This window comes from Enterococcus sp. DIV0187, assembly GCF_051713785.1.
Classification (GTDB): domain Bacteria; phylum Bacillota; class Bacilli; order Lactobacillales; family Enterococcaceae; genus Enterococcus_A; species Enterococcus_A avium.
This window is the reverse complement of the sequence record NZ_JBIOQO010000001.1, coordinates 18,483-31,130: the sequence shown is the minus strand read 5'-3', so window position 1 is coordinate 31,130 and position 12,648 is coordinate 18,483. Positions and strand designations below refer to the sequence as shown.

Below are 12,648 nucleotides of genomic sequence, written 5' to 3'. Positions count from 1 at the left end.
GTAAAGAAGAAAGGTAGCTGAAGTTTATGTTTTCACCCTATATCCGTTTTAATGGGGCATGCGAAGAAGCATTTTTATGGTATGCCCAACTCTTCAATGGCAACATTCAACACATGTCTAAATACGATGAGATGCCTGACAATCCTAATTTTCCAATTCCCACAGAACTAAAAAACAAAGTCATGCATGCGCGACTTGCTATCAGCGAATTTGATGGCATCACTGGTGCAGATTATCCAGAACCGATAGAAAAAAATGGAAATATCGCGATCCAAGCACATTTACCTGAAGAGGCTATGGCTAGACATATCTTTTCGGAGTTATCCAGTGAAGGAACAGTTGTCGCAGCAATCGCCAGCAATCCCCCACCCGATGACAGCAGTATCAGCGGCTGTGTGAAGGATAAATACGGCGTGACTTGGATCATTTCAGCGATGAAATAGCTTAATAATTCTTTATGAACCAATAACGAAATCAGTTATTGGTTTTTTACTTTTTCGGAATTGACCTGATAGGTAAATCCTGCTACACTCTAATTAACCTACTAGGTAAGGAAGTGAGCGCTTTGACTGAAATCAATACAAATGATCCAAAGATTCAACGGATTCTGAATGCGGGATTGCGGGAATTTTCCCAACGTGGCTATGAGGAAGCGTCGACGAATCGAATCGCAAAAGCGGCTGGAATGTCGAAGGCCTTGATGTTTCACTATGTAAAAAGCAAAGAGGAGTTGTTTTCGCTCTTATTGGATTATTGTCAAAAAACAATCGCTGAGGATTATTGGACGAAATTGAAATGGCAAGAAAAAGACATCTTTAATCGATTACTGCAATCTTACATGTTACAAATTGACTTGATGAAACGGAACCCTTGGATTCTTGATTTTACGAATGTAAAGATTAAAACAACCTCTGAGATGATCAATCAAAAAGTAGCTGACTTAGCTAAACAACAGCATTCTTCTTGTGAAAAGGATTTATTTGAAGGGATTGATGAAACGAAATTTCGAACAGGACTTAATGTGGATCGCTGTAAGCAATTGATTCTTTGGGGAAACATCGGCTTTACTAATGAGATTTTGGAAGAATTGAAAAATACAAATCCTGAACAGATTGATTACCAAGCCATCACCGATAAGCTAATACAGTATTTAGAAGACCTTAAAAACGTTTTTTATCAAGAGTAATTAGAAATGAAAAAAGTGTTGATTCTTGTTGGTTGTCTCTTGTTTTTCTGGTCTTTCTCACAATTAGGCACAAAAAATAACCCCCTGCAGAAAGTCTAGTGGTAATAAGTCAAGATAATTTTTCAAAAGATTTTTAAAGGTAGTTAATTTTTGAAGCGCACTGAACTAAACCCGACCAAAATTAAAAATTTTTTCGGGTACTTCCAAGGATTAGCGTCAATAACATACTGTTATTTATCTATCACGCTCCTTGGTGGCATATAGAGTTGATGGTTACGTAGTAGCGTATCCACCAGACGCGTAAATTTTCTTGCGGTTAGTACGATGGCTCGTTTGTGTTTATGCTTGGGTGTTTCAGCGTATTTTTTCTTATAATACGCATGGTACTCAGGCTCGTATCTCCTTACGGAGTTGGTGGCTTCAACTAGATAATAACGGAGATAACGATTGCCTCGTTTGGCCATAGGAGTATTTTCATACTCAGAGTTACCTGATTGGTTCTGTCGCCAATATAAACCGGCATATTTAGCCAATTTGCTTTCATCTGAAAAGCGATTGATAGGGCCAATTTCAGCGAGTATACCCGCAGCATAAACAGGACCGATTCCTGGAATACTGGTTAAACATTGATATTCAGGTAGCACAACGACTAAATCGTCAATGGCTTTGTCTAAGTCTTTAATTAACTTTTCAAGACTACGAATTTCTTTGGCTAGAACACCCAAAACAATATCTACAGAGTCCTGATGGACTTTTCCTAACCGGTAGGAACTACGTATGGCTTTAGAAATTGCCTTTGCAATTCCTTCGGGATTTTTAAAACGATACTTCCCTAGTTTTTGAATTAGGTTCGCAAACTCTTCTAATGACAGTTCGGCAAGTTGGTCCATTGTGTAATCTTCCGTCATTAGAGTTACTAATGTGGCACTTAAAACGGATCCACCTTCTGCTTTTAGTTCTTTAGAAAGCGTGTTGCATTTATAATAAATGTTTTCGATAAAGTGTTGCTTTGTACGAACCAGCTGTTTAATTAGCTGATAACGCGTTCTAGTTAAGTGTTGGAGGGCAAGGTATTCTTCCTCTTTAATGATGGAGTTGACTTGCCTTTGGATGCGAAAATAGTCAGCGATATAAAAAGCATCAATTTGATCGTTTTTGTTTTCTTCAAAAATATCACGATACTTTTTAATTTTATTTGGTTGTTCAACTGAAACCATAAGGTTCAATTGATTTAACTCAAGATCTTCTTTAAAAAACATAGCTGGATGAAAGCTATATAAAGATGTGGCCTCCATTCCAATCACTAAGCTCTCTATCTCAAATTTTTGAGAAAATTCGAGAATGTATTCTTTGATCTGGCTTGCGCCAAGTTGACTATTTCCATAAGATGCTTCTTTTAAAACAGAGCAAGTTGAATCGTCTGTCATAAAGCAAGCATCTAATTTTTCAGAACTAACGTCTAAACCGACAAATAGTTTCATGTGGAAGGACCTCCTTTCATTGATTATTCGGAAATTGCTTGGGTACTGTGGGATATCCCAGAATCACGTTGTCTAACGACAGCCTCGCATAATAGAGTTTCATTCATTAAACCTCTAAGCCACCCAATCTCTACTAGGATTGGTAGAGGTCAATGGACTCAGCTAGTGTGTTGGAGGTTATACCAACGGTTCGGGTCACAGACTTTCTGTCGCAGTAAAACTGCAGAAGGTGATAGCGTCTTCCCGTAAGTCCTTTCCAAGACTTATTATTCAGGAATATCCTACAGTATCCAAGTAGTAATCGTTATTTTATTTAAACATATTAGGAATAGCCCCTAAGGGCGATTGAAGGAATGAAAGTTTCTTCAAAATATATATTACGAGAAGGTTTTGTGATGCCAAACGAAGCAACTACGATTGCCTTTCCCCTCCGTGGTGAATGGTACACTGAAACAAGCCCAGCTGATCGGGTTCCAAGTCATGGAACGAATCGTTTTGGACTGCGCTATGCCTTTGATTTCATTCAAAAGGATAAGAATGACCGTTCACATACTGCTAATCCAGCCGACTATCTGTTAGGCGGAATTCCTTTAAAAAACTACTATTGCTTTGGCCAGCCTGTCTATGCACCCTTCACTGGTGAGATCATCACAGTGAAAAACAATACCTTTGATGGCGAAAAAGCCTCCTGGCTCCATGATCAAACTACCGCTATTCGCCACTCCCTCTTTTTCGATCCAGAACGAGACGGCTTCGAGGCAATCGCCGGAAATTATATCGTCATCAAACAAGCTGCCAGTATCTACGCTGCTTTCTGTCATCTGCAAAAGGATTCAATTGCTGTTTCAGAAGGGGAACACATTGCAGAAGGAACCTATCTTGGTAACGTCGGACATTCTGGAAATTCCACTGAGCCGCATTTGCATTTTCAACTAATGGATTCTGCTATGATCGAATCAGCAAATGGTCTCCCTTTGGTTTTTGATACCTATGAAAAATACAATGGGAACACGTGGGAAATCATCCAAAATCAGTTTCCCGCTGCTGGCGAACGTATTCGTTCATTAAAGTCAGACAGAAACTAGGTGAAGCGTTTGGAAATGAATAATCTATATAAACCTCAGAACCATCATGACCTGAGAGATTGGTTAGAAGAAAATGCTGCAAGTGCAAAAGATTGCTGGGTTGTGATTGATCGCAATCAAACCTGACCTATTTAGACTTCGTGGAGGAAGCTCTTTGCTTTGGCTGGATCGACAGTACCAAAAAGAAGCTTTCCGAAACGGAAATTGCGCAATGGCTCTCACCTAGGGCGAAAAAGAACCAATGGACCAAGCAGAATAAAGAACGAGCTCGCCGTTTAATCTATTTAGATTTGATGACTGATCTAGTTCGAGCAACCTTACCGGATTTGTCTCCAGAAAGTTTTATGATCGATCCGCGAATTATGCAGACACTCGAAGCAGATCCTGAAATCCAACAAAACTTTTCAGCCTTTCCAGAGCTTTATCAGCGAATCAAAATTGATAATATTCAACGTATGGTGCAAATGTCGAACTATTCGAACGACGCTTGGAAAAATTGCTGACAAACACTAAAGCCAATCAGTTTTTCGGTGCCCGGGATGACAACGGTCGATTAAGCAGCTACAAAAAGAACTCTTAATAAACATACGGAAGTGAATCGCTTGGTTTACTTCCTTTTTTTTATTCCCTTCGTTTTCGCAACCGCTCAATTAGCCTTCCGCGTTTTTTCTTTCCTCTCGTTGGCACAGCAGTTGCCGATAAGGAATCTGGCTCTTCCTCGAGTTTAACTAGCAGTCGGAACCTAACTGGGTGTGTCTCCTCAATGACGCTAAAATCTTCCACCGTTCCGCCCTTTGGCACCATTGCCATAATTAAGGATGCTGCTTCACTTTCAGAGATAGCTTGCGGTTCGATTCCTTTGGGCAGCTCAAATAACAGCTCAAGCATTCCAGGGTTGATTAGTTCTTGCTGAACAATCAGGTCTTTCGGATCTTGAATAGTATCTATGGGTCTTTGCTCGTTTACTGGTTTCGTTTTGGGACTTTCTAATTGAGTATCAGTTTTTTTATCGAAAATCGCTGTCTCAATTGTTTCGATAAATTTTGCAGTAATAACCTTCTCAAAAAAATTAACGCCATCCTTTTCAAAGATATCTAACGTCGTCAATTTTTCTAGCGATGTTTTAATTTCCTTCGCTGTCTTATTTGGATTGGCATGTTTCATCCGCCATGTATGTTTTCTGCCATTACTTTTTTCAAATGTTGCCGATAAACTTAACATGATTTCACCTCTTCTTTTAGTCTTAATAGGTCACTCTTTCCAAACGTCATGAACCTGCCAACCTTGTCAGTGGTTCTTTCATAAATTGAGTATAGAATTTTTCGATTTTCTCTGTGATATTGGTTTTGATTGAAAACAGTCTGATGGATACGACCTTCCACTCATCAGAAGAAAAATAATGCTTGAAATAGAAATAATAGCGGCGCAATGTCCGAGAAGTCTTAGTCTCTAAAAACAGCTTACGAACAAGCCGCTTCATGAAAAATGAAAAATCCTCTTCGCCTAACTCATCTCGCACCTGAAGCACTATCAAAATTTGAATCGTTGATCCCGCATCACGGGTTTCTTGGTAATGTTTATCTATTCGTTTCTCTAATGTTTTAGGTCGTAGCGAAAAAACTTGTCTTGGTGTAAATAATGCTTCTGTCAAAATAATGCTCCTCTCTGATTGGTTTGTGATCACGCCTCGACTATAATCCTATGAAAACACTCCTGTCAATCGCGAAAATTTTTTTAATGTCCGTTTTGGAGCCATTCGACAACGACAAACCCGCTTCGTTATGCGAACTAATCAAAAAATAACTTAGAATTTTATTTTCTATTAAAAAAAGAAACCGTGAGATTCGACTATTTTGCGTATCTTATTTCTTGTTTCTTACGGCTAATAGCGTAAAATGAGCATAGAAAGACAGTGAAAGGGTGTTTGCGATGGAAAATTATGTCATCCGAATCGATATTCCCGAGGTTGAAGAATACTTGGCATTGCGACAGATTTGCGGATTGTCTGCGCGAGACAAAGAAGCCAGTAAAACGGGATTAGCTAATAGCATTTATTCGGTTATTATCCGAAATAAGACCGATGAAAAATTGATCGGAATGGGGCGGATCATTGGAGATGGCGGTACCGCTTATCAGATTGTAGACATCGCTGTCCATCCAAAGGAACAAGGAAAAGGTTTTGCGAAAGCGATCATGGAGCTGCTGATGAAGTACGTTCACGATGAGATCAATCCGCAGGCTTATGTCAATCTGATCGCTGACAGACCAGCAGATAAGCTTTATGGACAGTTTGGCTTTGTAGAAACCGCACCTGAAAGCCTAGGGATGTATTTGAAAAGATAAAATAATGACAAAAACAGGATTCCTCGAATGAAAAGGAATCCTATTTGTCAGTTTATTTAGTGAATACTACAAAACCGGGTAATTCTGGATGATCAATTACTAGCCCCTCGTGAATCGAACGCGCACTCCAAAAGATCATTAAATCACCTGCTGCCATAAAAATATTAAAGGCAGAAAGCAAGATCAGCTCTGTATTTGGAAACAGCAGCGACAGGAGAAAATAACCGCTACCTAGTACGATAACTGGTGCTAATACACCGATTTTATAGGCCCTTGCCTCCAATGCTTCCTTACAATGACAATACGGCATCAGCTCCTTGACATTAAAGCCAAAGGTGATGCTTTTCATTTTCTTTTTTGCATAGTTCGCCCATGCCAGGCCATGAATCAGCTCATGAATTGGGATGGAAACAATAAACAGAATCAGGAACAAGAGAAAATTAATCTCCCACAATGGCGATGCATCCGCTCCCCAGCGCCAAAAATAGCCAATCACGACCAATACGATAAATGGGATTGGCAGCAGCATTCCCTGTGTCCCAGCTTCTTTTGCCGAAAAGGTCTTATCCTGCATACGATAGTCCTTTTCTTCCATTTCCTGGCAAAGTGCATCGAATAGCTCATATTTTTTGTTTATTTTGCCTTTCTGATGCTTTTTCTTCATACCGTAACCCCCTTTTTCCTATGTCCTCACATATTTTTTTAACTCCTTTTAACCCTTTCTATTGCCATCATATACGTTTTTACCTATCCGCGTCAAAATTTGAAGTCAGGTTATCCTTCATTAGAAAAAACCAGAAACTTTCCTAAAAAAGTCTCCGGTAGATTGATCATAAGTTTGCTTTTGTCGCACACCACATTTCAAGAACGAAAAGTGACCTTGACCTACTCTTCTTTTTTTAAATAACCTACACAAAAAGGCAGTATCAAAACGATATAGGCAATTATTAAGCAAACCATGGTCAAATAAATAATTACTTCATCAGTTGGGAAAACTACACTAAAAATCACAAGAAAATAGAAAATCATCTGAAGTATACGACTTACTTTATTACTCCTTCGATAAATTTTTTCGTTTCTACTTGAATCCATGAGCGTCATTCCTCCTAAATGAAAACCAGACTATCTATCACTTGTCCACTCAACAACAGGAATAAACCATTTGAGACTGCTTACACGCTATATATAAACCAATCTCCCCTCACTATTATTATAAAGGATTGTTTATCGTTTCACTTGTTCGTTTTTTTGTTATTTTAGTAAATTATTGGTATTTTTGGATTCTTAATTTCGGTCTAAACCATACTTTTTTGTATATAAATTAAAAATTCCAATCCACTATTCATTGAATAATTGGCAAAAAAAAATCAGCGAAGCTTTTTCGCTGACCCTAAAAAAAATATTCTATCGCAATTTCTGATTGATTTGTTTAATCTCGCGTTTATATTTCAAATAATTGAATAACCAAATGGCAAAAAAGATTAGAAAAAAGGAGAAGGAGGCCGATAAAACCACCTGCCACTTAAAGGGAAACCATTGATTCACCCAAGCCACAATCAAAAAAGCAGTAAATCCTCCGCCCATCTGGATCAACGTTTGAACAAGAAGCGACAACCTTTTAACTTCATAGATCAGACTCAATAATCCGATCACTACCGATAATAGAATAAAGCTAAGGACGATTTTTCTGACTTGATTATCGGCATAAATAAAGGCAAACAGCATGCAGATGCTACTGCCAAAGCCGACAGATTGTCCTAATAGTTTAAGTACGCGTTTCATTTTGACCCCTCCTTTTGATTCCTAAATGCTGTTTCAACTGATCGACAAACCGACGAGAAACGGTGATTCTTTGACCGTTACTCAAATAGGCAAATAAACTGCCAGAAAAGGCAATCTCTAATTTTTGAATAGCCTTTGTATTGACCAAAGCTGATTTTGAAACTTGCAAGAACTGATCACTTGGCAGTTCTTCTTTTAGTGCCGTGAGAGACTTGCGAAAAGAATACGTTTCCTTTGCGGTATAAAGTGTTACGATTTTATTGAAGATTTCTAAATAAATAATTTCGGTTTTATTTAATAAGACAAACTCATCCTTTACTTTGATCACTAATTGCTCCTCTTGAAACGCCTCTAAACAGCTGACAAGCTGGTTGCCTATTTTCTCTTCAGCCGCCCGAATCCGTACCTCCGGCGCTATCCAATTCTTTCCGATTTCCACTTGAATCTTCAACCCCTTCAACATGGAGCATCGCCACCTCCTTCTGTATTTTTATAGTAAGCCATTTTTGAAAAGCAAAATAGTCTTTTTTCCTTTCCGGTAAACAGCGTGTCTCATCCGGTAAAAACAAAAAATGAACCCTTCTTATGAAAGAGTTCTTTTGATCTCATTCTTCTGTTTTTCTCATTCCCAAGAGCTCTATGTTATGCGCGCCAAGTAGTCTAATCCATCCTTCCAGTACTGTTAAGACTTCGCATGTAAAGAGGAGAGAGGAGGTATTAGCCTCTATTTTCTAGATGAAATTGACTAACTTGGCACACAACAGCAGGATTCTTTTATGCCTCCTACCCCAATAGTAATAGCTGTTCTAAAGAAGATCAATCAAGCATTATCCAGTATGTCTTACACTCGAATCACTGATTTTATGCTTTTCATCCGTTAAAAGATAAGGTCTACTTTTTTTGATGCCCTGAAATTTATCAAACTGAATCATAACCATCAGTAATCAACTAAAAGATTGAAAAATCATTTTTTTTCGCAAATCATTGAGTATTTAGAGGATTTGTCCAGAAATGCCCTTTTTGAAAACAAAAAACCGAGTAAAATTCTTCACTCGGCTTTCAATCAGTTTATTAAGCTGTAACAATTAATCTTGGACCATTTCGACACCGACCGGCTCTGCCGCGTAGTCAGTCTCGCCGTCCGTTTCCATCGGACGTTCTTTCAATTCAATTTCAAGCTGATGCTGCTGCAAAGTTCCGATCTTTTGTGTGATCAATACCAACAGCTGTCTCAAGCTTTCTTCTGAATTAATTTTGTTCTCAACAATTGCCTGACAAAGGTATTCGATTTGATGACTTAGCTCAAATAGTTCTAAATAACTTTCACTATTGCGATCAACCTCACGAATCAACTGCCAATCTGTATCATGATAATAGGTATCATACATGATAAAATCTAATCGATAAACGCCCAGTACGAACAAATCCCGTACTTTCTGACTTTCTTTCAACAGCTTCGCCAGCTCCGTCGAACCATTCGCGATTTCTCCACCCAAATCTACTAGCGCCGAATAATTATTTTGATATTCCTTTTTCAGCTTCGTAAACAATCGCGTTGTTTGATGCACTTCCTTCTGCTTTTCCCGATATTTCAAGTATTGGAACATCAATAGCGCTGCTAAAAATGAAAAGAAGCAACCAAAGAAAGCTGTTGACGCATTGACAAATGTACGAATGATATTGATGTGTTCTCCGAAAAATGCTCGGTTAAAATAAATCAATCCGATGCTGATCACCGCAATGACTTCACCGACCAATAAAACGGCTAAAGCAACAATCGCTAATTTTTGTTTTTCTGAAATCATTTTTCACCACACATTCAGATGAATGCTTCTCCTTATATTTTTTCTCCCAAACCCCTAAAATTAAGTTACTTTCCCTCCTTGCTTTATTCGCTAAATACTCCAGAAATTATTTCCAGCATATTTAATCAATAAAATGACTTTTTTATAACGAAACAGATATTTTAGCGTTTAATAACGTTTTTTATTATATCATTTATCATCCGTATAATAAAGACCTTCTGAACTTTTTGGATAATTGTTTTATTTGTAATATTTGAAATAAACAAATATTTCACTAAGAAAACCTCAGGAGAAAACCGCTCCTGAGGACTTTTTGTTTAGATAAATCATTTTATTGTCGATCACTGATTCTAAATTCGTGTCCAAGTATGTTCTTATAGTATTCTGGATACATCTCTCCACCACATTTTTCGCAATCAAATTGCGGAGCGTTCTCAGGATCAAATGCAACATCTCCTGCATCCAAAAATTGAACTACTTCCTTTGGAATTTTTTCCTTTATCCCACATTCAAGACAAATGTAATGAACCACTCCATTGGAATCGAAGTTTTTTAAAAGCTGCTTCTTTTTCTTTTTCATACTTACGTTTCGATGCTTCTTCCCCAATTTTTTTATTCTCCTCTCGCATGAATCGTTCCGATTCTTTATTCTTCGCATATTTCACTACAAGTCGTCCATTTTTAGACACACTAACTCCACTAAATTCATAATATTCGCCACATCTAGTACATTCCAATGGATTTACTCCGAATTCTTCGGCTATTCGTTCACACCATGATTTTGGTTTAAGTGCTTTCTTCACATTCACAAGCATTCGTTGAATCTCTTTCTGGTAATTACTTAATACTTTTTTCATGATTGTCTTGATCCGCCGACTATAAATGCCGTATCTACGAATTGTTTTGAACTGGTTCTCTGGAATATGACGAATCAGTGCACCAATAAATTCCTCTGCCGACATCGTCTTTATCTTATCCGTGTTAGTTCGTTTATCATGATACTGAAACATCACTATTTTCCCATCGTACAAAAGGATACGATTTAAAGCAATGGGACCACGTTTCATATAACGACTGATATATTCTAATATCTTTTTGAGAGAAGTTCGGCTCCTTTTGGGTGCATGCACGTAAAAACCCTCTGCATTTTTCGTGTACGCCGCTTGTAAAAGCGGCTGGACTCGTGCCTTATCCCATTGGGATAAGGTTCTTCGAATGAGCTTTAGGACCGCATTCTGCCAATATTTCCTCAACATTGCGAACGGAAAATAGTCATAGTCCTTCCATTTTCCATCCTTCGTCAGTCCACCCATGGTGACGACTAAATGAACATGCGGATTGTATTCTAGCTGAGAACCGAAGGTGTGGAGTGTTGCCACAACCCCAGCTTGTATATGGTGCTTTCTAAAAAAATCTAATAGTATCCGTGCAGCTTCATCCATTAATCCTTTTAAAAGCTCCTTACGATACTTCTCCTTCAGAAAAATCTCACGTAAACCTTCATCGATCGTGAAGATGACGTGTCGATGCGTCACTGTAAACAGATCATTCGCCGCAACCTCTGCCCACCGTTGACTTTCCCCAGTTGCACAAGTTGGACAAAATTTCCCTTTACAACGAAAAGCCACTTTCTTTACATCATGGCATCCTTCACAGACAAATAGACGATAACCTTTTTTAAGGTCACCACAATCGCGAAACTTCTTCACTTCTCTTTTCACAACGGATCGAATCCTTCTCGTGTACCTTTGATTGAATTTCTCCCAGTTTTGATATTCATCAAAGAAAATGGCGTGTAAAATATTGGGTTTCATATCTCCAGTTTAATAGGAAAAAGACCAGATGAAAAGCGGTCAAAAGATTGATGTATCAATCCTTTGACCTCTTAAAATGTTATACTTCCTTTAATGTCAAAAAAACCAGAAATCCGTCGATTCCTGGTTTAACCTCATAATTCTCCTAATATCCACTTTTAGCTTTTCATTTTCTCTTCTTCATTCAATAGTAATGTGGCCGTTTGCTCATCAATAAATAGATGAGTGATGTATCCACCTCTTAGCGCCGCTAAAGCCGCTTTATATTTATCATGCCCAGCAACTAAGCCAATATTGCATTTTTTTTGTTTCAAGCAATCAAGAGAAATCCCCATACCTCGCTTGTATAGATCATCAATCACATAGGAGCCATCACTTTTAATGTACTTTGAACAAATATCGGCACAATAATTTTGTTTCCTCAATTCTGCATAATCTTTTTTAGTAAAGTAGCCTGCCTCAATCAATACTGAATCATCTCTCATTGCACCAACACTAAACAAAGTGATATTGCATTCTTCGATCAACTTAAAATGATTACTGATCGTACTGTCTTGTTTTAAGACCTTCGCTATTTCTGGGCTGTCTACCAAAGAAGGTGTAGGCAAGATGTAGCCTGCTCCATTATAATTAGCTGCAATCCTTCTGATAATTCCATCACCATACATTGATTCTTTTTGCAGCGAAACTGAGCCATTAAGCTGTACCACCCGAACATTGTCTACCTTTCCTGAATATTCCGGAAGATTATTAACGAACGCCGTTAACGTTTCTCCCCAAGACACACCAATAATATCATCGGATTTGACAATTTGATTTAAAAAATGACCCGCACTTAATGTGACATTGAATTTAATTAAATCGATATTATCAGAATCTGTTGGAACAACCCGAGCCAGATTTAAATTATATTTTTCGACTAACTTATATTCAAGTTCTTCATGACTTTTTATTGGAATATCTACTACATGTCTTACGAATCCTTGTTGCTCACCCTTTTTTAGCAATCTAGAAATTGTCGATTTTGACGTATTTTCACTTTGAGCGATTGTATCTTGATTTTCATTCAATACATAGTAACGTTTTAAAACCCTAAACATTAAATCATCAGACATAACAATTGCTACCTTTCTTTATAAATTATTTTTTAAA

At 38.0% G+C, this 12,648-nt stretch carries 16 protein-coding genes; 5 read left to right on the top strand and 11 right to left on the bottom strand.

All coding sequences use genetic code 11. The annotated features are described in order from the left end of the window. The first annotated feature begins 26 nt into the window (after nucleotides 1-26). Nucleotides 27-443: a VOC family protein gene (locus IGI52_RS00165; protein ID WP_216453708.1), complete on the top strand. Its 417-nt coding sequence runs from the start codon at nucleotides 27-29 to the stop codon at nucleotides 441-443. A 122-nt stretch (nucleotides 444-565) separates the two neighbouring features. Beyond that, complete coding sequence (locus IGI52_RS00160) at nucleotides 566-1,186, top strand: TetR/AcrR family transcriptional regulator (RefSeq protein ID WP_438780075.1); 621 nt, start codon at nucleotides 566-568, stop codon at nucleotides 1,184-1,186. A 230-nt stretch (nucleotides 1,187-1,416) separates the two neighbouring features. Here the strand turns inward: IGI52_RS00160 and IGI52_RS00155 are convergent, their stop codons facing one another. Further along, nucleotides 1,417-2,667, bottom strand: a complete 1,251-nt coding sequence (locus IGI52_RS00155; RefSeq protein WP_002346915.1) for an IS110 family transposase — start codon at nucleotides 2,665-2,667, stop codon at nucleotides 1,417-1,419. Between the two features lie 395 nt (nucleotides 2,668-3,062). On the opposite strand from IGI52_RS00155, the gene IGI52_RS00150 reads away from it, so the two are divergent. Next, entirely contained in the window at nucleotides 3,063-3,752 is a 690-nt protein-coding gene (locus tag IGI52_RS00150; protein WP_438780074.1) for a M23 family metallopeptidase, read from the top strand. A gap of 140 nt (nucleotides 3,753-3,892) precedes the next feature. Next, nucleotides 3,893-4,255 (top strand): YdeI/OmpD-associated family protein, encoded by a 363-nt coding sequence (locus IGI52_RS00145; protein ID WP_338153721.1) that lies wholly within the window; start codon nucleotides 3,893-3,895, stop codon nucleotides 4,253-4,255. A 118-nt stretch (nucleotides 4,256-4,373) separates the two neighbouring features. On the opposite strand, the gene IGI52_RS00140 is transcribed toward IGI52_RS00145, so the two are convergent. Both IGI52_RS00140 and IGI52_RS00135 read right to left on the bottom strand, forming a co-directional pair. Beyond that, the gene (locus tag IGI52_RS00140) at nucleotides 4,374-4,973 is read right to left on the bottom strand and encodes a DUF2922 domain-containing protein (protein WP_438780073.1); all 600 of its coding nucleotides are present in this window, start codon (nucleotides 4,971-4,973) and stop codon (nucleotides 4,374-4,376) included. Nucleotides 4,974-5,019: 46 nt separating this feature from the next. Beyond that, nucleotides 5,020-5,403, bottom strand: coding sequence for a hypothetical protein (locus IGI52_RS00135; RefSeq protein ID WP_438780072.1), 384 nt, complete (start codon nucleotides 5,401-5,403; stop codon nucleotides 5,020-5,022). 278 nt (nucleotides 5,404-5,681) lie between these two features. Between IGI52_RS00135 and IGI52_RS00130 the strand changes: the two genes are divergently transcribed. Next, on the top strand, nucleotides 5,682-6,095 hold the full coding sequence (locus IGI52_RS00130) for a GNAT family N-acetyltransferase (RefSeq protein WP_438780071.1): 414 nt from the start codon (nucleotides 5,682-5,684) through the stop codon (nucleotides 6,093-6,095). 52 nt (nucleotides 6,096-6,147) lie between these two features. Here IGI52_RS00130 and IGI52_RS00125 read toward each other — a convergent pair whose 3' ends face one another. From IGI52_RS00125 to IGI52_RS00090, 8 genes are all read right to left on the bottom strand, one after another. Beyond that, nucleotides 6,148-6,759 (bottom strand): DUF3267 domain-containing protein, encoded by a 612-nt coding sequence (locus IGI52_RS00125; RefSeq protein WP_438780070.1) that lies wholly within the window; start codon nucleotides 6,757-6,759, stop codon nucleotides 6,148-6,150. A gap of 221 nt (nucleotides 6,760-6,980) precedes the next feature. Then, nucleotides 6,981-7,187 carry a hypothetical protein gene (locus IGI52_RS00120; protein WP_438780069.1) on the bottom strand — a complete coding sequence of 69 codons (207 nt, stop codon included), beginning with the start codon at nucleotides 7,185-7,187 and terminating at the stop codon, nucleotides 6,981-6,983. A gap of 312 nt (nucleotides 7,188-7,499) precedes the next feature. After that, on the bottom strand, nucleotides 7,500-7,877 hold the full coding sequence (locus tag IGI52_RS00115) for a DUF3021 domain-containing protein (RefSeq protein WP_438780068.1): 378 nt from the start codon (nucleotides 7,875-7,877) through the stop codon (nucleotides 7,500-7,502). Then, nucleotides 7,861-8,340, bottom strand: coding sequence for a LytTR family DNA-binding domain-containing protein (locus tag IGI52_RS00110; RefSeq protein ID WP_438780067.1), 480 nt, complete (start codon nucleotides 8,338-8,340; stop codon nucleotides 7,861-7,863). The genes IGI52_RS00115 and IGI52_RS00110 overlap by 17 nt, the downstream gene beginning before the upstream one ends. 622 nt (nucleotides 8,341-8,962) lie before the next feature. Further along, nucleotides 8,963-9,682 carry a hypothetical protein gene (locus IGI52_RS00105; RefSeq protein ID WP_438780066.1) on the bottom strand — a complete coding sequence of 240 codons (720 nt, stop codon included), beginning with the start codon at nucleotides 9,680-9,682 and terminating at the stop codon, nucleotides 8,963-8,965. Between the two features lie 331 nt (nucleotides 9,683-10,013). Continuing rightward, nucleotides 10,014-10,148 carry a hypothetical protein gene (locus tag IGI52_RS00100; protein WP_256596771.1) on the bottom strand — a complete coding sequence of 45 codons (135 nt, stop codon included), beginning with the start codon at nucleotides 10,146-10,148 and terminating at the stop codon, nucleotides 10,014-10,016. 43 nt (nucleotides 10,149-10,191) lie between these two features. After that, the gene (locus tag IGI52_RS00095) at nucleotides 10,192-11,496 is read right to left on the bottom strand and encodes an IS91 family transposase (protein ID WP_071879978.1); all 1,305 of its coding nucleotides are present in this window, start codon (nucleotides 11,494-11,496) and stop codon (nucleotides 10,192-10,194) included. A 158-nt stretch (nucleotides 11,497-11,654) separates the two neighbouring features. Beyond that, on the bottom strand, nucleotides 11,655-12,611 hold the full coding sequence (locus tag IGI52_RS00090; RefSeq protein WP_102872524.1) for a sugar-binding transcriptional regulator: 957 nt from the start codon (nucleotides 12,609-12,611) through the stop codon (nucleotides 11,655-11,657). Between the last annotated feature and the right edge of the window lie 37 nt (nucleotides 12,612-12,648).

Coding starts and splice junctions, on each gene's coding strand:
- IGI52_RS00165 (WP_216453708.1), top strand. CDS start 27: ATGTTTTCACCCTATATCCGTTTTAATGGGGCATGCGAAGAAGCATTT.
- IGI52_RS00155 (WP_002346915.1), bottom strand. CDS start 2,667: ATGAAACTATTTGTCGGTTTAGACGTTAGTTCTGAAAAATTAGATGCT.
- IGI52_RS00150 (WP_438780074.1), top strand. CDS start 3,063: ATGCCAAACGAAGCAACTACGATTGCCTTTCCCCTCCGTGGTGAATGG.
- IGI52_RS00140 (WP_438780073.1), bottom strand. CDS start 4,973: ATGTTAAGTTTATCGGCAACATTTGAAAAAAGTAATGGCAGAAAACAT.
- IGI52_RS00130 (WP_438780071.1), top strand. CDS start 5,682: ATGGAAAATTATGTCATCCGAATCGATATTCCCGAGGTTGAAGAATAC.
- IGI52_RS00125 (WP_438780070.1), bottom strand. CDS start 6,759: ATGAAGAAAAAGCATCAGAAAGGCAAAATAAACAAAAAATATGAGCTA.
- IGI52_RS00120 (WP_438780069.1), bottom strand. CDS start 7,187: ATGGATTCAAGTAGAAACGAAAAAATTTATCGAAGGAGTAATAAAGTA.
- IGI52_RS00115 (WP_438780068.1), bottom strand. CDS start 7,877: ATGAAACGCGTACTTAAACTATTAGGACAATCTGTCGGCTTTGGCAGT.
- IGI52_RS00110 (WP_438780067.1), bottom strand. CDS start 8,340: ATGTTGAAGGGGTTGAAGATTCAAGTGGAAATCGGAAAGAATTGGATA.
- IGI52_RS00105 (WP_438780066.1), bottom strand. CDS start 9,682: ATGATTTCAGAAAAACAAAAATTAGCGATTGTTGCTTTAGCCGTTTTA.
- IGI52_RS00095 (WP_071879978.1), bottom strand. CDS start 11,496: ATGAAACCCAATATTTTACACGCCATTTTCTTTGATGAATATCAAAAC.
- IGI52_RS00090 (WP_102872524.1), bottom strand. CDS start 12,611: ATGTCTGATGATTTAATGTTTAGGGTTTTAAAACGTTACTATGTATTG.